This is a genomic window from Cypionkella sp. (assembly GCF_028290025.1).
Taxonomy (GTDB): Bacteria; Pseudomonadota; Alphaproteobacteria; order Rhodobacterales; family Rhodobacteraceae; genus Cypionkella.
Genome location: NZ_JAQGKQ010000083.1, coordinates 1 through 17,466 on the forward strand (window position 1 = coordinate 1; position 17,466 = coordinate 17,466).

General features: G+C 59.1%; 18 protein-coding genes. 12 read left to right on the top strand and 6 right to left on the bottom strand.

Annotation, left to right across the window (positions count from 1 at the left end):
- The first annotated feature begins 211 nt into the window (after positions 1 to 211).
- The 11 genes from JWS10_RS13590 (at position 212) to JWS10_RS13640 (ending at position 9,605) form a co-directional block, all read left to right on the top strand.
- Complete coding sequence (locus tag JWS10_RS13590; RefSeq protein WP_299479336.1) at positions 212 to 502, top strand: hypothetical protein; 291 nt, start codon at positions 212 to 214, stop codon at positions 500 to 502.
- Positions 503 to 883 (top strand): hypothetical protein, encoded by a 381-nt coding sequence (locus tag JWS10_RS13595; RefSeq protein ID WP_299508256.1) that lies wholly within the window; start codon positions 503 to 505, stop codon positions 881 to 883.
- A gap of 9 nt (positions 884 to 892) precedes the next feature.
- Positions 893 to 1,081, top strand: coding sequence for a hypothetical protein (locus tag JWS10_RS13600; protein WP_299479341.1), 189 nt, complete (start codon positions 893 to 895; stop codon positions 1,079 to 1,081).
- The gene (locus JWS10_RS13605; protein WP_299508258.1) at positions 1,068 to 2,495 is read left to right on the top strand and encodes an APC family permease; all 1,428 of its coding nucleotides are present in this window, start codon (positions 1,068 to 1,070) and stop codon (positions 2,493 to 2,495) included. The genes JWS10_RS13600 and JWS10_RS13605 overlap by 14 nt, the downstream gene beginning before the upstream one ends.
- Positions 2,496 to 2,564: 69 nt before the next feature.
- Positions 2,565 to 3,224 carry a hypothetical protein gene (locus tag JWS10_RS13610; protein ID WP_299508260.1) on the top strand — a complete coding sequence of 220 codons (660 nt, stop codon included), beginning with the start codon at positions 2,565 to 2,567 and terminating at the stop codon, positions 3,222 to 3,224.
- Complete coding sequence (locus tag JWS10_RS13615; RefSeq protein WP_299508262.1) at positions 3,221 to 3,493, top strand: hypothetical protein; 273 nt, start codon at positions 3,221 to 3,223, stop codon at positions 3,491 to 3,493. The genes JWS10_RS13610 and JWS10_RS13615 overlap by 4 nt, the downstream gene beginning before the upstream one ends.
- 231 nt (positions 3,494 to 3,724) lie before the next feature.
- Positions 3,725 to 5,497, top strand: coding sequence for an APC family permease (locus tag JWS10_RS13620; protein WP_299477298.1), 1,773 nt, complete (start codon positions 3,725 to 3,727; stop codon positions 5,495 to 5,497).
- A 228-nt stretch (positions 5,498 to 5,725) separates the two neighbouring features.
- A complete protein-coding gene (locus JWS10_RS13625; RefSeq protein ID WP_299508264.1) occupies positions 5,726 to 6,865 on the top strand; it encodes an aminomethyltransferase family protein in 1,140 nt (379 codons plus the stop codon).
- 117 nt (positions 6,866 to 6,982) lie between these two features.
- Complete coding sequence (locus JWS10_RS13630; RefSeq protein WP_299508266.1) at positions 6,983 to 7,591, top strand: dimethylamine monooxygenase subunit DmmA family protein; 609 nt, start codon at positions 6,983 to 6,985, stop codon at positions 7,589 to 7,591.
- Positions 7,588 to 8,553, top strand: coding sequence for a PDR/VanB family oxidoreductase (locus tag JWS10_RS13635; RefSeq protein WP_299508268.1), 966 nt, complete (start codon positions 7,588 to 7,590; stop codon positions 8,551 to 8,553). Before JWS10_RS13630 ends, JWS10_RS13635 begins: the two co-directional genes overlap by 4 nt.
- Positions 8,554 to 8,564: 11 nt before the next feature.
- A complete protein-coding gene (locus JWS10_RS13640; protein ID WP_299508270.1) occupies positions 8,565 to 9,605 on the top strand; it encodes a DUF3445 domain-containing protein in 1,041 nt (346 codons plus the stop codon).
- A 79-nt stretch (positions 9,606 to 9,684) separates the two neighbouring features.
- Here JWS10_RS13640 and JWS10_RS13645 read toward each other — a convergent pair whose 3' ends face one another.
- Positions 9,685 to 10,344: a helix-turn-helix domain-containing protein gene (locus tag JWS10_RS13645; protein WP_299477286.1), complete on the bottom strand. Its 660-nt coding sequence runs from the start codon at positions 10,342 to 10,344 to the stop codon at positions 9,685 to 9,687.
- Between the two features lie 78 nt (positions 10,345 to 10,422).
- Between JWS10_RS13645 and JWS10_RS13650 the strand changes: the two genes are divergently transcribed.
- Positions 10,423 to 11,433 (top strand): helix-turn-helix domain-containing protein, encoded by a 1,011-nt coding sequence (locus tag JWS10_RS13650; protein WP_366943545.1) that lies wholly within the window; start codon positions 10,423 to 10,425, stop codon positions 11,431 to 11,433.
- A 69-nt stretch (positions 11,434 to 11,502) separates the two neighbouring features.
- Here JWS10_RS13650 and JWS10_RS13655 read toward each other — a convergent pair whose 3' ends face one another.
- From JWS10_RS13655 to JWS10_RS13675, 5 genes are all read right to left on the bottom strand, one after another.
- Positions 11,503 to 12,066, bottom strand: a complete 564-nt coding sequence (locus JWS10_RS13655) for a sarcosine oxidase subunit gamma (RefSeq protein WP_299508272.1) — start codon at positions 12,064 to 12,066, stop codon at positions 11,503 to 11,505.
- Entirely contained in the window at positions 12,059 to 14,956 is a 2,898-nt protein-coding gene (locus JWS10_RS13660; RefSeq protein WP_299508273.1) for a sarcosine oxidase subunit alpha family protein, read from the bottom strand. Before JWS10_RS13660 ends, JWS10_RS13655 begins: the two co-directional genes overlap by 8 nt.
- Positions 14,953 to 15,240: a sarcosine oxidase subunit delta gene (locus JWS10_RS13665; protein WP_299508275.1), complete on the bottom strand. Its 288-nt coding sequence runs from the start codon at positions 15,238 to 15,240 to the stop codon at positions 14,953 to 14,955. The genes JWS10_RS13660 and JWS10_RS13665 overlap by 4 nt, the downstream gene beginning before the upstream one ends.
- Positions 15,241 to 15,249: 9 nt before the next feature.
- Positions 15,250 to 16,500: a sarcosine oxidase subunit beta family protein gene (locus JWS10_RS13670; RefSeq protein ID WP_299508417.1), complete on the bottom strand. Its 1,251-nt coding sequence runs from the start codon at positions 16,498 to 16,500 to the stop codon at positions 15,250 to 15,252.
- A gap of 85 nt (positions 16,501 to 16,585) precedes the next feature.
- The gene (locus JWS10_RS13675) at positions 16,586 to 17,428 is read right to left on the bottom strand and encodes a DMT family transporter (RefSeq protein WP_299508277.1); all 843 of its coding nucleotides are present in this window, start codon (positions 17,426 to 17,428) and stop codon (positions 16,586 to 16,588) included.
- Positions 17,429 to 17,466: the final 38 nt, after the last annotated feature.

The following is a 17,466-nucleotide window of genomic DNA, read 5'->3' on the forward strand; positions in this document are numbered from 1 at the left end:
GAAACTTTTTTTACCTGTGGGTAATGATTTTCATTTCGCCTGTTTTCTCATCAAAACCTTTGACAGAGTGTCGCAGGCGGTGTTTCCTGTCAGACAATAAAGTTCACACGCGAGAAATCAGCGGAGAATTCACGTGGGGAGCGTACCCTGCTGCGACTGCCGCGCTATGGCCCTAAGCGCGGTCAGGTGGAGGGGGCCTTGGGAGGAAATCTTGTCTGATCTGAACACACGGATCGAGGCGATGCATCGAAGCGACACGCGGATTGCGTGGGCTTTTGTGGTCGGCCTTTGGCTTGCGATCAGCTTTGTGGCGTATGGCACGTGGGATCTTGCGCCCTCGCCCGGAGCCCGGGTCATGCTGCTAATCGGCGGCGCGCTGGTGCTGATTTATAACACTGCCGCGATCATGGCGATGCTGCGGCATTACCGCGAGGACCGCGACTTTATGTATGGCTTGGACATTCAGTTCATGGATGCCGCCCGCGCCGCGAAGGGGAAATAGATGGCACGTTATGTTCCTCCCGTTCAAAGCAAATTGGGCCAGATCATCGACGTGATCGTGCTGGTGGTGCTGTCAGTTGGCGCGCTGTTCGTGCCGCTGTGGCTTGGGCTTGCGGGCTCGGCCAAGCTGCCCGTTCCGGTAGAAAACCCAACTTGGGAGAGTTTGGGGCAGAACCCGGTGATGGTGCAGCAATGGAACAAGCTCGGGTTTCCAGATGCGGCCTCGGCGCATGACATGATCACGGCGCGGTATGATTACAGCTTTAGCTGGGTTTCGCTGGCCGTGATGGTGATCGTGATCGTCGGCTATTTCGTGATGATGATCCGGTTTTCCGACATCGAATACCGCGAAGTGATCGCTGAGAAATTCGGTGAGAAATAGGGGGCGATGATGGATACCTGGAATTACATCGAATACGGCGCTTGGGGCTTGTCTGCGCTGTTCGGGCTGTTGATTTTGATCGACTGGATCAAGATCGACACGACATATTCAGAGGAAATGCTGACTTCATCGCGCGAAGGCGTGTTGGAAGCGATGACCGAGAAACATCGGCTGGAGGGCTCAGATGGCACACTCTGATACGGACGTGGACCATACGGCACACGGTCAGTCGATGGGCTTGCTGCGCGTGCTCGGCCCTGCGCATGTTTGGGCGCTTGGCGTCGGCATCGTGCTGGTCGGCGAGTACATGGGCTGGAACTTTGCGGTGGGCAAAGGCGGGGCTTATGCTGCGCTGATCGCCTGCTGGTTTGCCGGGATTTTGTATTCTTGCGTGGCGATGATCGACTCGGAGGTGACTTCGACGGTGGCCGCCGCTGGGGGCCAGTATACCCAAGCCAAGCACATCATCGGGCCGCTGATGGCATTCAACGTGGGCCTGTATCTGGTGTTCGCCTATACGATGCTTGAGGCTGGCAATGCGATCACCTTGGGTTTCCTCGTGGATACCGTGGCGGGCATGACCGGGCATGAGGGTGGCCTTGATCAGCGGCCGTTTATCGTGCTGGCGATCATGTTTCTGGCATGGCTGAACTATCGCGGGGTGTTGGCGACGCTGACGTTCAACTTGGTGATCACGGCGATTGCGTTTGTGGCGATTATCACGATTTTCCTCGCGACCTCGCCTTTGCTGGGGGCCGGGGAGATGCTGCACAAGGATCTGATGAGCGGTCAGGCATCCCTGCCCTACGGCTGGTTGGGTATCTTGGCGGCGATGCACTTTGGTCTTTGGTATTACCTCGGGATTGAGGGCACGACGCAGGCGGCGGAGGAAGTGCGCTCACCTGCGAGGTCGCTGCCGTTTGGCACTTTGGCCGGGATCATGACGCTGCTGATTGCGGCGACGTTGACCTGGTATGTGTGTTCGGGGCTGATGCCGTGGGAATATCTCGGTGACGGGGTGAATGGGGCGGTGGCACCGTTGTTCTCGGCGGCGCAGATCTCTGGGTCTAGCGCCTTGGTGTGGTTGCTGGGGATCGGCACTTTGTTCGCGACTTTGGCGAGCGCGAATGGCTGTATCAATGATGCCAGCCGGGCGTGGTTCTCGATGGGGCGCGATCACTATTTGCCCGCGTGGTTTGGCGCGGTGCATCCGGTTTATCGCACGCCCTACCGCGCGATCATCTTTCTGGTGCCTATTGCGCTGATCTTTGCGTTGGGCGCGCCTTTGGATCAGGTGATCACGTTCTCGATCCTGTCGGGGTTGCTCGGCTATACGTTCATGCCGATCAACATGATCATGTTCCGCAAGAAATGGCCGTTGGATACGATCAAGCGGGGGTATGAGCATCCGTTGCATCCGCTGCCTGCGATCTCGCTGATGGCACTGTGTTCGGTGACCTATTTCGCGGTGTTTCTGGGCTATGGCACCCAGCTTATCGCGATGATTGGGTTTTATATCGTGGTCAGCCTGTGGTTCCACTTCTGGCGCTATCGGTTTGTGAAGCGCGCTGATCAGTTCACCATGCCGTGGCCGCGTCCGCGCGGGTATTGAGATCGCTTCCCGGCCCGCGTTGTTCGCGGGCCGGATTTTTTTAGGGCCCGATCAATCTAGGGATAGCGTATGAAATTACTGATCTGGGCTTTGGTTGTTGCAATCGGTTGCGGTATTGCGGTGCGATTGCGTGGGCAGAGTGCCAAACGGTTGGTGGTGCGGGGGCGGTATTTCTCGGCGGTCGAAGGGCTGTTTGATGCGGCTGTTGTTGCGGTGGTGCCGACCGGATTTCCTCGGCTATCGGGGCGCTATCAGGGGGCGTTGTTTGATTTGCAGGTGGTGCCGGATACGCTGACCTACCGCAAGCTGCCGGCGCTGTGGTTGCTGGTGACGCTGGTTGAGCAGACCGCTGCCCGTGCGACTTTGGACGTGATGTTGCGCCCGCGTGGGGTGGAGCCGTTTAGCAACTTTCGGGATTTGGCGGTGCAAATCGCGACGCCGCCGGGGTTTCCCGAGGATTGCGCCATTCGGAGTGATGCGCCGGAGGCTGCGGTGCCTGCTGAACTGGTGCTGACGCACCTGGAGCGGTTGGATGCGGGCTTGCTGAAGGAGTTGGTGATCTCGCCGGAAGGTCTGCGGCTGGTTTGGTTGGCCGAGGAGGCGGATCGGACGCGGTATCTGGCGTTTCGTGATGCGGAGATGGGGCGGGTGGCGCTGGCTCCTGCGGTGTTGGAGCCTTTGCTGGCCGCGCTATTGTCGATGCAGGATGATTTGAGGGAATTACCATGAAGCAACCGCTGAATCCGCGTCTTGTTTTGCTTGTCGCGACGATACTGCCGGGATCGGGGCAAGTGCTGAACCGTCAGCCGATCCGGGGGCTGACTTTTGTGTTCTTCATCATTCTGCTGGGGGCGTTTACGCTGAAAACGGCAAGCCCGGAGGTGTCGCTGGTCGGCAAACTCGCGGGCGGTTTGTTCGTTTGGGCGTTGGCAATGATGGATGCGTACAAAACCGCCCGGGTGCGATTCGAGGTTTGGCGGCACGCGCAGCCCAGGTGAGCGCCTGATTTTGCGGCAGAAAACTCGCCCCGCGCCTAACAAAACAAAACCGCATCCGATCAAAAGTTAAAAATTATTCCTCGCAGGCGAAAAACTGCTTTGCGCTTGGCCGCTGCCGCTTCAATGTGTCGCAATCAAAGGCGGATGATCTGGCGAAGCCAAACGATCTGCCGAAACCAAACGATCCGGCCAGTTCAAGGCCAGACAACAACAGGGATAAAGGAATACCTCATGTCATCTGAAAATAAGGCGGGCGAACTGCATCGCACGCTCAACTGGAAGGGCGCCTTCTGGGTTGCCGCAGGGGTGCCGCCGCTGGTGCTGTTTTCTATCGGCGGCATTGCGGGGGTGGCTGGGCAAGCCGCGTTCGTGGTGTGGATGCTGTCGATGATCATGGGCTTCTCGCAAAGCTTCACCTACGCCGAAATGGCGGGCATGTTTGGCAATAAGTCCGGCGGCACCAGCATTTATGGCGCTACCGCATGGCTGCGGTATTCCAAGCTGATCGCGCCATTATCGGTATGGTGCAACTGGTTCGCATGGTCGCCAGTGCTGTCGCTCGGTTGTGCTATCGCTGCGGGCTATATCCTGAACGCTTTGTTCCCGATCCCCCTCGATACGGCTCCGCAAGTCGTCGCTTGGGTGACGGCGCATTTGGCGGAATATACCGCCGCCACACCCGCCGTGGTTGATTACCTAGCCGCCAACGCTGGCACCGCGCCTGCGGATGCAATCACCGCCGTGGCTTCGGCTGATGGCGTCGCGGCCCTGACCCCGGCTTTCCGGGTGTGGGAGGCTTACGCGTTGAACATTCCGGGCCTTGGCGTACTGCATTTCAACTCGACCTTCGTGATTGGCGTCGTGCTGATGTTGATCATGCTGGCCATTCAACACCGCGGCATTGCCACCACGGCGAGCGCGCAAAAGGTGCTGGCGGTGGTGGTCTTGGTGCCGCTGCTGCTGGTTGGTCTGATCCCGATCCTGACCGGTGAAATCAACACCATGAACGTCACCGGCATCGTGCCGCCCACCTCTAGTTATTCCGGCGTGAATGGTGAGTGGAACGTCGGCGGCTGGACGTTGTTCTTGGGCGGTATGTATATCGCCGCTTGGTCAACCTACGGCTTTGAAACTGCTGTCTGCTACACCGCCGAATTGAAAGACCCCAAGCGCGATACGTTCCGGGCGATTTTCTACTCGGGTCTGCTCTGCATCGTGTTCTTCTTCCTGATCCCGTTCTCGTTCCAAGGCGTCTATGGTTTGGACGGCATGTTGACGCCCGGTGTGATTGACGGCACCGGCGTTGCAGCGGCTTTGGGCGCGATGGTCGGCAGCAACCCGATCTTCATCCAGATTTTTGTGATCTTGATGGTACTGGCGCTGTTTTTGGCAATTATGACCGCGATGGCCGGGTCTTCGCGGACCTTGTATCAAGGCTCTCGCGATGGTTGGCTGCCGAAATACCTCAGCAAAACCAACAGCCACGGTGCTCCGGTTGGGGCGATGTGGACGGACTTTGGTTTTAACGTCATATTGCTGGCGCTTGCGTCGGACATTGGCGGTTACTTCTATGTGCTGGCGATTTCCAACGTTGGCTACATCATCTTCAACTTCCTCAATCTTAATGCAGGTTGGATTCACCGGATTGATAGCGCGCATCTGGATCGTCCGTGGAAAGCGCCGAGCTGGCTAATCGGCGTGAACACCGTGTTGGCATTCGTGAACGCGCTGTTCTTGGGTGCTGGCGCGAAAGTCTGGGGCTATGAGAACGCGTTGTGGTCGGGTCTGGTGTTCGCAGCATTCATCCTACCGGTGTTCTGGTTCCGCCATTACGTGCAGGACAAGGGTCATTTCCCGAAGGAAGCGATGGAGGATTTGGGCTTGACCGATCACGGCGACCTTGGGCCGCGCAAAGCGGGCATGTTGCCCTATCTTGCATTGGTCGCGGGCGCGGCCGTCGTGCTTTGGGCGAACTGGTTCTTCGTGCTGCCAGTGGCTGCATAACCAGCTCGTTGCTATGGTCGTGCGCTGCGTAAGCAAGGCGCTGCGCAATCTGCCACTAAATCGTGCAAAGAGGCGGTCTTCGGGCCGCCTCCTTTCGTTTTCTGGCGGGCTACGCGAGAATCGGCCTGAAAACTTCCCTGACAGGAAATAATTTTGCACATCAAGGTTGATATTGCTGGGGTCTGCTCGCAAACTGCTTACAGAAATTATCCGCTTCTGGGGGGCTACATGACTAATTCTTGGCGATTCTCTGCGCTCGCTGACCGCCACCGCGCTTTGGGCTCAAATCTGGAAGACTGGTCGGGCATGGGCACGGCTTGGTCCTACGAGAAGGGCGACCCGGATGCCGAGTATATGGCGATCCGCACCAAAGCCGGGCTGATGGATGTGTCGGGACTGAAGAAGGTGCATGTTGTTGGGCATGGAGCCAGCCATGTGATTGAACGCGCGACGACGCGGAACATGGAAAAGCTGATGCCGGGGCGCTCAGTTTACGCGACGATGCTCAATGATGCTGGCAAGTTCGTCGATGACTGCGTGATTTACCGCACCGGGCCTAATGCGTTCATGGTGGTGCATGGCTCGGGTCAGGGGTTTGAGCAGTTGACGATGGCGGCGGAGGGTCGCGATGTCTCGGTGCGGTTCGACGACAACCTGCACGATCTATCGCTGCAAGGGCCGCTAGCGGTGGATTATCTGGCGGGCCATGTGCCGGGAATCCGTGACCTCGCATATTTCGCGCAGATGCAGACGAGCCTGTTCGGCAAGCCGGTGATGATCTCGCGCACTGGTTATACTGGCGAGCGCGGCTATGAGATTTTCTGTCGTGGGCAGGATGCGCCGATGATCTGGGATCGTATCTTGGAGGAAGGTGCGGCGATGGGGATCATTCCGTGCCGCTTCACAACCTTGGATATGCTGCGGACAGAGTCATATTTGTTGTTCTTCCCGTTTGATAATTCCGAGATGTATCCGTTCGACAATGAAGGCCCGGGCGATACGTTGTGGGAATTGGGGCTCGATTTCACAGTGTCCCCGGGGAAAACCGGCTTCCGGGGTGCTGAGGAGCATTACCGGCTGAAGGGGAAAGAACGCTTCAAAATCTGGGGGCTAAAGCTGGAGGGCAAGAATGCCCCGGGCAATGGAGCGCCGGTGTTCAAGGATGGCAATCAGGTCGGCGTGGTGACGCAAGCGATGTATTCACCGTTGAACGATTGGACAATTGCGATTGCGCGGCTGCCGGTCGATTGCGCCAACAATGGCACCAAGCTGTTGGTGAACTGCGCCACGCATGGCGAGATCGCGGCAACCACCCAGGCGATGCCGTTTTTTGATGTGGAGAAAAAGCGGCGGACTGCGAAGGGCTAGGGCTTTCAGACTGGCTTAAATACTCCCGCCGGAGGCTTCCGCCGATGTGTCGGATGCCTCCGGCGGGGATATTTAAGAGCTGATGAAATCCGCGGAAAGTTTGAGGTTGATGCGACGATGATCAAGACGGTGTTTGAGCCAGCTATTCCCAGCCGCCCGACTTATGGCGTGCTGACGCCCGGCGTGGGGTCGGCGCATTTGTTTGTGGCGGATGGCGAGGGCGCGGATGCGGTTTGCGATTTGTTTGCTCAGGGCGAGGGGCTGAAGGCTTCGAGCCACATCATCTATATTCCGGGCGCGAATGGTTGTGATAGGTCGGCGGCGTTGCAGGCTTTGGGGGTGCCGCAATTTCATCGCTCGCCCAGTTTTGCTGCGGCGCAGTCTCGGTTGGCGAAGGTGTTGGCCGATGCGCATATGGGATTGCAGGTTTACGCGGCAGGAACCGAGGGGCTGATGGCGCAGGTTGCGGCTGCTGCTCAACACGCTGGGCTGCCTTATGAGGCGGTGCAGATGGAGCATCGTGGGTCGCTGGCGCGGCGGGTGCAGTGTGTGCATTGCAAGGGCGTGACCGAGAACGTGACGCTTGATCCGTTTGTGTGCAGTCATTGCGGGTTGAGCCTGTTCGTGCGCGACCATTTCTCGCGACGTTTGGCGGCGTTTCAGGGCGTCAACATTGATGCGGAAGACCCCGGGCTGGTTCCGGCTTCGGTGGAGCGGTTCAAATGAGCGTGGGTGCGCCTAAAATCCCGGTGGTGGTGGCCGAGGTGGTTGAGGTCAACGACCTGATCAAACGTTTCCGCTTTGTGCGCCGCGATGGCGGGGCCATGCCGGTGTTTTCGGGCGGCGCGCATGTGGTGGTTGAGATGGACGACCATGGTGTGCGGCGGATGAACCCCTATTCGCTGATGAGCCATCCGGCGGATACCATGGGCTATGAAATCTCGGTGCGGCGGGATGAAGCGGGGCGTGGCGGTTCGCTTTACATGCACCGCCATGTGAAACCGGGGATGGAGATGGTGCTCAGCCAGCCCGTCAACCTGTTCCCGTTGGATGCGCGCGCGAAGAAGCATCTGATGATCGCGGGCGGCATTGGTATCACGCCGTTCGTTGCACAGATGGCGCAGGTTGAGGCGATGGGTGGGCGGTTTGAGCTGCATTACTCGGTGCGCTCGCCGGTTTTGGGGGCTTATGTTGAGCATCTGAAAGCGCATTACGGACCTCGGGTGCACGTCTATCACGACGAGCATGGTGAGAAGATTGATCTGCAAACGCTGTTGAAATCACAGCCGCTTGGCACGCATATTTATGCCTGCGGGCCAAAGGGAATGATCGCTTGGGTCCATGCTACTGCCAAGGCGATGGGCTGGCCGGATCGGGCGGTTCATTCGGAGGAGTTTCTGGCACCTCCGGTGGGTCAGGCGTTTGAGGTGCAACTTGCGGCCTCGGGCAAAAGCATAACAGTGCAGCCGAACCAATCGCTGCTTGAGGCGATTGAAGCGGCGGGGGTTGAAGCGCCCTATCTGTGCCGGGGTGGCGCTTGTGGGCAGTGTGAGACCAATGTTCTGCGCTGCGACGGCCATATTGAGCACAACGATCACTGGCTGACCGATGAGCAAAAGGCGACGAACACCAAAATCATGCCATGCGTGTCGCGGTTTCGGGGCACTGCCCTGATCCTGGACCGATAGGAGGACCGCTTATGTCACTGGATTTCAACGACGAAACCTTTCGGGGCGACTTCACGTTTAAGAACTCCGCAAAGGCGATTAAGCGGTTTCCGTTTCCGTTCCCGGAAGACAGCTACATGTATTCGGTGAATATGGAGCCGCATGTGCCGGGGCCTGTGGGCTCGGTGTTTGAGCATATGTTCGATGTGGATGAGCATTATGTCTCGGAAATGCGCGACCGCGCGCAGGTGTTGGCAGATGATCCTTTGCGGTGTCAAAGCTTGCCGCATATGGAACTGGCGGGTTGGGATTTGCTGGAACTGATTATGGAGTCCAAGGCGCGCGACTATCCGCATTGGTTTTCATTGACCAAAGATGGCAACCAATGGCATTGGGTCAATCGGCCGTTGCAGATTGAGCAAAAGTTTACGTTCCTGGATGCCTCCACCCTGCCCTACGGCCCGATGGAATATATCACCCGGCAGACGCAGGGCGATTTTACCCTGCAAGATCAGCGTGATGATGACCTGTGGATTGAGGCTGGCATGGTGACGACGCAAGCCGATTGGTCATTGGATTTTGACATTGGGATGAGTTTTAAGCAATGGCACGCTCCGGTGCCTTTGGCGCATCAGATGGGGATTTTTGACCGCGCGTTGAAATTCCTGCTGAAGCTGCAACACGGCGCGCCAGTGCGTCGGTTCAACTGGACGATGACGGTCGATCCGCTGCTGGATACCAGCCCAGAGAATTATCCGAAATGGGGGCCGGGCAAGACCACGATGACGCCGCAAACCATTGGGCATCGGCAGCATTTGCGGGTGGAATTGCAGACCCTGCACCGCTTGCCGCGTTCAAACGCCATCGCTTTCCCGATCCGCTGCTATCTGATCCGGTTTGAGGAATTGGTGACGGTGCCGAAATGGGCGCGGCGTTTGCATCGCGTGGTGCGCGATATTCCGGACGAGTTGGCGACGTATAAGGGTTTCCTGCGCAACAAGCCGTTGATGCTGGAATATCTCGCGCCGTTTGACGATGGGCAGCCAACCTCGCCGGGGTTCGCGCCGGAGTAGGTTTGTTGTTGCGAACAAATGACCACTTCGCATTGGCCCGATCCACGGGTGAATGCGAAGGCCGGATTCACAAAGCGCCTTACGCTTGCTTGTAGGAAATCACCGACAAATAGCGGGCCGGAAGTTTCACCAGGACCTCTGGCCCGTGTTGGGCGTCGGCGTCAAAGAACAGGCTATCGCCCGGTTTCAAATGGAAAAGCTGATCGCCATGACGGTATTCGACCTCACCCTCCAGCATATACAAAAGCTCAATGCCGTCGTGCTGGAACGCCGGGAATACGTCGGATTCAGTGGTGAGGGTGATCAGGTAAGGCTCGACCAGCACGCCGGAATCGTTCGAGCCGATATGGCCGAGCAAGTGATACTGATGGCCCGCGCGGGTGCCGCGACGCTCTATTTCAATGTGATCGCCAGCCTTGACGTGCTGCACCTCGCGGCGCTCTTCAAAGCCGCGAAAGAACGAGGTGACCGGGGTGGAGAACGCGTGTGACAGGATTTGCAGCGTCGTCAAAGAGGGCGAAGTGATGCCGTTTTCGATCTTCGACAGCATACCTATGGAAAGCCCGGTGACGCCCGCCAAATCGGCAACCGTCATGCCTTGCGCGCGGCGAAAAGCGCGGACAGAGCGGCCAATCGCCATCTCTAAGTTGCGCTCCGACAATTCACGCACCCGGTGCGGGTCTTGGTCGAAGGCTGGCTTCGCGCGGGGCAGGATGGGGTCGTCGGTTTCGATGTCCATTGATTTTGCTCTTTGTGGCATGGCTACCCTTGTTTACTACTGTGAAACACAGCCCCACTCAACAGAAAATCCCGCACCATGAATATGCACCGCGATACCGCCGCAACTTTGGGGTTTTTGCTATTTCCGGGGTTTCCAATGGCTTGTTTGACCTCGGCGATTGAACCGTTGCGGGCGGCGAATGAAATCACTGGGCGGAAAGAATTTGCTTGGAAGCTGATTGGTGAGGCGGCAAGCCCGGTGCGATCTTCGGCCGAGGTGCGTTTCGATCCGGACGTCACTTTGAGCGATGCGGTGGGCTTGGATTACCTATTTTTTCTGTCCACCCCGACCTCGCAATTCGAAAACCCCAAGCGCGGCAATGCTCAGGTGCGTTGGTTGGATCGTTCGGGCGTGGTGCTCGGCGGGTTTTCGGGCGGGATATTTCCGCTGGTGCGATCCGGCGTGATGGAGCGGCATGTTGTGTCGGTGCACTGGTGTTATGAAGCGGCGTTCAAGTCTGAGTTCCCCGATATGGCGGCGTCTCAAGCGGTGATTTTGCGGGATCGGCGGCGCTACACGGCCTCGGGTGCGGGGGCGGTATTTGATCTGATGCTGCGGCTGATCGAGGAGCGTTTGGGGCGCGACACGATGACCGAAGTGGCTTGTTGGTTCCAGCATCCGTTCGTGCGGACCGAGGATGCAGCGCAAAAAGTGCCGGTGCAAAAGCAGGGTGGCACCGATGATATGCTGCCCGACACCGTGCGCGCAGCGATTGCGATTTTCGGCGATCACATCGAAGACCCGTTGCAGATCGCGGATGTAGCCGAGGCTTTGGCGATGTCAGAGCGCCATCTGGAGCGGTGTTTCAAGCAGGCGACGGGGCAAAGTCCGCTGAAATATTACCGCCTGATGCGACTGCGCAAAGCGCGGCAACGGGTGCTGTATTCCACGCAAAGCATCCGCGAGATTGCGCAGTCGGTGGGTTATGCGAGTTCGACGCCGATGACCAAGCATTACGCCGAGGCGTTTGGGGTCAATCCGAATGATGAGCGCAGGCGGCTCGTGGGCCTGCGGGGGTTGGCGGGGGCGATGCCTCCGAATGATTAGAATTTGGGCTGGTCGCCGGGGGTTTCACACCCCCGGACCCCCGTGGGATATTTATGCCAATGTGAAAGCCTAGAACGTCGCTTTGGCGGCGGTGGTCAGCGCATGGTGCAGGCTGTGCGCCGAAGAGCGCGGGCCGAGGATGCTGACTTCGGTGTCGGCGCGGCGAATGACGTAGCAGCCAAGGTGGTCGATCACCGTGCGCGTTGCGGCCCCTACCCCGGCGCGGCGTAGATCGTAGTTGAACAGGCGTTCGAACAGCGCGGGCAGGTCTGGGGCGGTGATATCGAAGCGCACCCAAGCGTCGGTTTGCTCGGTGATTGAGGCGGTTTCGGTGAAGATCGGCTTCAGGATGGCGGTGATATCTTCGTGGGTGGCGAAGGGGGCTTCGATCATCCATTGCTCGGGGCCAAGCCAAATTGCGGCGTAGGTTTCGGCGAACTCGATGCGACCGGGGCCGGGTAGCGGGATGGCTGCGGTTTGGGCGATGCTGGCGACTTCGACCTCATAGCCCAAGCGGGCGGCGAGCGAGGCCAGCGCAGTGCCAGTGTTCTCGGTGATCGTTACCGCGCCGATGGTTTCCGTGATCGGCGCGTCGTGGCCCAAGGGCGTGAGGGATTTCAACGGATTAGCCACGGAGGCGCTCCCCTTCTGGATCAACGAAATGCGGGCTGACGATTTCGACTTCGACATCGGTGTTTGCCAATAGATTGACGCTGCGCAGGCGTTCGCCCTTGCGATTATCGCCGGATTTCAGATAGCCGAGGGCGATGGAATGGCCGAGATGCGGTGAATAGACCACCGAGGTTAGCCAGCCGCCATCATTCTCGGCCAGCGCCGCAGCGCCTTTGGCCAAGAAATGCGCGCCTGCGGTGAGGGTTTCGCTGGGGTTCACGGGTTTGACGCCGACGAGGCGGTAGCCGTTGGGAGCGGTCATGCCTTCGCGCTGGCTGAGAACCATGCCGATGCTGTCTTTCTTGCGCGACACCATTTTGCCAAGGCCCATGTTGAGCGCGCTGGATTGCCCGTTCAACTCATTGCCAGCGACATGGCCCTTTTCCACGCGCATCACGCCCAGCGCCTCGGTGCCGTAAACCACGGCGTCAAACTCACGCCCAGCTTCAACCAAAGCCCGGATCATCGCATCGCCGTAGCGGGTCGGCACGGCGATTTCGTAAGCCAGTTCGCCGGAAAAGCTGATGCGGAACAGCCGCGCGCGGGTGCCTTGCACGGTGATCGCCCCGCAAGCCATATACGGGAAAGCGGCGTCAGAGATATCCTGATCGACCAGTTTCTCGAGCAATTTCCGCGCGTTCGGGCCAGCGACGGAATACTGCGCCCATGCCTCGGTCGTGGAGATCAGTTGCACATCCAGATCCGGCCACAGCACTTGGCGGCAATATTCCAGATGGCGGAACACCGGCACGGCGTTGGCGGTGGTCGTGGTCATCACATATTCATTTTGACCCAGCCGCGCCGTGGTGCCATCATCCATCACCATGCCATCTTCGCGCAGCATCAACCCGTAGCGAACCTTGCCGACTGCTAAGCTGCCGAAAGTGTTGGCATAGACGCGATCCAGAAACAGGCCCGCGTCGGTGCCCTGAATGTCTATCTTGCCAAGCGTGGTCACGTCGCAAATCCCCGCCGACTTGCGGGTTTGCAGCACTTCACGGTCCACCGATTGCCGCCATGTCGTCTCGCCCGCGCGGGGCAGCCATTGAGCGCGCAGCCAATAGCCGACCTCGACGAAAATCGCGCCCTGCTCGGTGGCCCATTTATGGCTCGGGGTTTGGCGGATCGGCTTGAAATCATGGCCGCGCGCACGGCCTCCCAGCACACCCATTGCCACAGGCGTATAGGGCGGGCGGTAGATTGTGGTGCCAGTTTCGGGGATGGATTTGCCAGTCAGTTCGGCCATCACCGCAAGGCCCAGAACGTTGCTGGTTTTGCCTTGGTCGGTGGCCATGCCAAGCGTGGTGTAGCGTTTAAGGTGTTCGACCGAAACGAAACCTTCCTGCTTTGCCAGCTTCACATCTTTGACGGTCACGTCGTTTTGCTGATCCACCCAAGCGCGACCTTTGCCGGAATGCACATACCACGCGGGGGTCAGGTTGAGCGGGGCATCTTCAGCCTGCGGAATGTCAGCGATGGCGTTTAGCCCCAGATCGGCGAGGGCGGCAATCGCATGGTTCGCGCCAGTGGTCAGCGCGGCATGGGTGGACATCGCGCCCGCCGCAGCACCCGCACAGGTCAGGCCCGCGATGCTTTCGGGCGCAGGGATGAAGGCCGCAATTTGATCATCCCATATCGGGCGACCGCGATGATTTGAGGCGATGTTGAGGCTGGGGTTCCAGCCGCCAGAAACTCCGAGGGCGGTGACGTGCAGCGTCTCGGTTTGACCATTGGCGCGGCGGATTGTGATGGATTTCAGCCCCAGACGGCCTGCGGAATCAATGATTTCATCGCCTTTGCGGGCGTCGATCAGGGTGACGTCGAGGCCCTTGGCTTTCAGATCGGCCACAGTGCGCAACCCGTCATCGTTGTTGGTGAATACAGCCACTTTCTCACCCACCGCAACGCCCCAGCGGTTCGCGTAGGCCCGCAATGCACCCGCCAGCATGATGCCGGGGCGGTCGTTGTTTTCAAACGCAATCGGGCGCTCGGTGGCACCGGCGGCGAGGATGGCGTGCTTGGTGTAGATGCGCCACAAGGTTTGCCGCGGTTTGCCGGGGAGGGGTTCGGCGAGGTGGTCGGATACACGCTCCACAGCGCCATAGATACCATGATCGAACGCGCCCATGACGGTGCTGCGGGGCATCAGGCGGACGTTGGGCATTGAACCAAGTTCCAGCACGGTTTTCGCCGCCCAATCTGCACCCGAAGCGCCGCCGATTTCCAGCGTTTCGGCGTTCAGACGGCCGCCCATGCGGAAATCTTCATCGGCAAGGATGACCCGCGCGCCTGCCCGGCCTGCAGTCAGGGCAGCGGAAAGGCCAGCCGGACCAGCCCCTATAATCAGCAGATCGCAATGCAGGAAACCTTTGTCGTAGGTGTCGGGGTCGTCTTGTTTGGATAGCGAGCCAAGCCCTGCGGCGCGGCGGATGATCGGCTCGTAGATCTTTTCCCAGAACGCAGCCGGCCACATGAAGGTTTTGTAGTAAAACCCTGCTGCAAAGAACGGCGACAGGCGGTCATTGATCGCCATCGCGTCGAATTTGAGGCTGGGCCAGCGGTTCTGGCTTTGAGCTTGCAGGCCATCGAACAACTCAATCACCGTAGCCCGCGTATTGGGTTCCTGCCGCGCGCCGCTACGCAGTTCCACGATGGCGTTCGGCTCTTCGGACCCTGCCGAAATCACGCCACGCGGGCGGTGATATTTGAAGCTGCGACCCATCAGGCGGACGTTGTTGGCGAGCAAAGCCGAGGCCAGAGTGTCGCCGGGATGGCCTGTGTAGCTGACGCCGTCAAAGCTGAAGCGCAGGGTTTTGCTGCGGTCGATCTGACCGCCGGAAATACGGCTCATTTGCTGCGGCCTTCTCTGCGGGCCACATCGCGGGCCAATTCTACGGCGGTAATTTCATGGGTCACGGTGTTGCGGGTGACGACCAGCCAAGAGCGGTCGCCTTGCTCGTGATACCATAACTCGCGGTGCTCCCCGGCAGGGTTATCGCGCAAGTATGCGTAATCAATGAACTTGTCCAAGCTGCCGTCAGCCATGCCATCGGGGCGATGGATCAGCGCGGCATCGCCGAGGTAGACGAACTCTTGTGAGTCCCGAGGCCCCAGCAGCGGATGATTGATGATCATGGTCTGCTCCTAGTGCAAATTCGGCTGGGCGCCCTGGCCCTTTTCGTCGATCATCAGGCCCTTGGCGAAACGATCAAAACGGTAGGCGGTGGCGGTGCTGTGCGGGGTGTCTTTCGCCAGCAGATGCGCGAAAACAAAGCCGCTGGCGGGCGTCGCTTTGAAGCCGCCGTAGCACCAACCGCCGTTGAAATAGAGCCCGGCGATATGGGTCTTGTCGATGATCGGCGAGCCATCCATCGACATATCCATGATGCCGCCCCACATCCGCAGCAGCCGCGCGCGCCCGATCATCGGCATCAGCGACATGCCGCCCTCGGCCACGTCCTCAACCACCGGCAGGTTGCCGCGTTGTGCGTAAGTGTTATAGCCGTCGATATCGCCGCCAACCACCAGCCCGGCCTTGTCGGATTGGCTGACGTAGAAGTGCCCTGCGCCGTAGGTCATCACGCCGTCGATCAGCGGCTTTAACCCTTCGGACACAAAGGCTTGCAGCACATGGCTTTCCATCGGCAGACGCATCCCAGCACCCGCCATCACCTTAGACGAAGACCCCGCCACCGCCACGCCGACCTTTTTCGCACCTATGAAGCCGCGAGAGGTTTCGACCCCAAGCACCCGGCCATTCTCAATCCGCATCCCCAAAACCTCACAGTTCTGGATGATATCGACGCCGCGCTGGTCCGCGCCGCGCGCATAACCCCAAGCCACCGCATCATGCCGCACGGTGCCGCCGCGGCGCTGCATCAACGCGCCCTTGATCGGGAAGCGAGCGTTGTCAAAGTTTAAGTAAGGATACATTTTGCGCACCTGCTCTTTGTTCAAAAGCTCTGCATCCGCGCCGTGCATGATCATCGCATTGCCGCGCCGCGTATAGGCGTCGCGCTGGCCATCCGTATGAAACAGATTGATAATTCCGCGCTGGCTGACCATGGCGTTATAGTTGAAATCTTGCTCCAACCCCTCCCACAGCTTCATCGAGAATTCGTAAAACGGTTGGTTGCCGTCGAGCAGATAGTTGGAGCGCACAATAGTCGTGTTTCGCCCCACATTGCCGCCCCCGATCCAGCCCTTTTCCACGACCGCAATCCGCGCCTGCTTGAACTCCTTCGCCAGATAATAGGCGGTCGCCAAGCCATGCCCGCCGCCGCCGACGATAATGTAGTCGTAAGCAGCCTGCGGTGCCGCATCGCGCCACGCCGGTTTCCAGCCCTTATGCCCGGTCAAAGCCTCGGCAATCACCCTAAAACCCGAATAGCGCATGTGGTATTCCCATGTCCCGTCTTGGGTCAATATGGGCCGAAGCCGGAAGGATTGTGCTTTCATTCCCGACTCGCCATCTTTCATTTCAGACAAGCCCCAAAACTGCGATACCAGCGAAGACGACAAGCGCCCCAAGCCATTGCAGCGGCTTCAACGCCTCGCCGAGAAACCGCCATGCGAGCAGTATGGTTACAAGGCCGAAGATTGATGAGGCGACCGAGGCAAACTCGGGCCGCGCGAAACCTGCGGCGATGGTCACGGCGGTAAGCGCGGTTACGTCCAGAAATCCGAGCAGCGCAAGGCTCGGCAGAATTCCATAAGTTGGTTTTATATCAATATGTTGCTGAACTATCCACGCCAGCATCGCAACGCAGGCAACCAGCCTAGCCACCAGCGAAACCGGCAAGTCCGCGCCCCGCTCGGCTGCCCATTGCAGCAGACCGAAGGTAGCGGCAAAGCTGACGCAAGCCAGCAGCGACCAACCCACAGCCGCCCGCGTGTCGCCTGTCGGCGCGTCGTCTTCGCCTCGGGCGACGATGGCAATTCCACCCACCACCGCAGCAGCGCCCAGCCAAACCAGCGGCCCAGCCTCGGCACCGCGCGCCACTGCAAAACCGACTGACAGCAGCGGGAATGAGCCGCAAATTGGCGCTACCAGCCGCACTGGGCCAATCGCAAACGCCCGGTAAAGCCCATAGCCCGCCACCGCTTCGCCGAGACCCGCCGCCAGCGAAAGCCCCATCACATGTGAATTAAGCGTTGACCAACCGCCCGCCAAAATTGCCAATGGCAGCAACAACAGCGCCCCGACGAGCAGCACGATCAGATAAAGCGCCGCCGCATCTGTCTTTGCCCCGATTTTGCGCACGTTAAAATCATGCAATCCCCACAAGAACGCGGCACATAAACCTAGCAACAGCGACTGCATAACATTCCCCCGCTCTCTGATCCGTGACAAACTATACG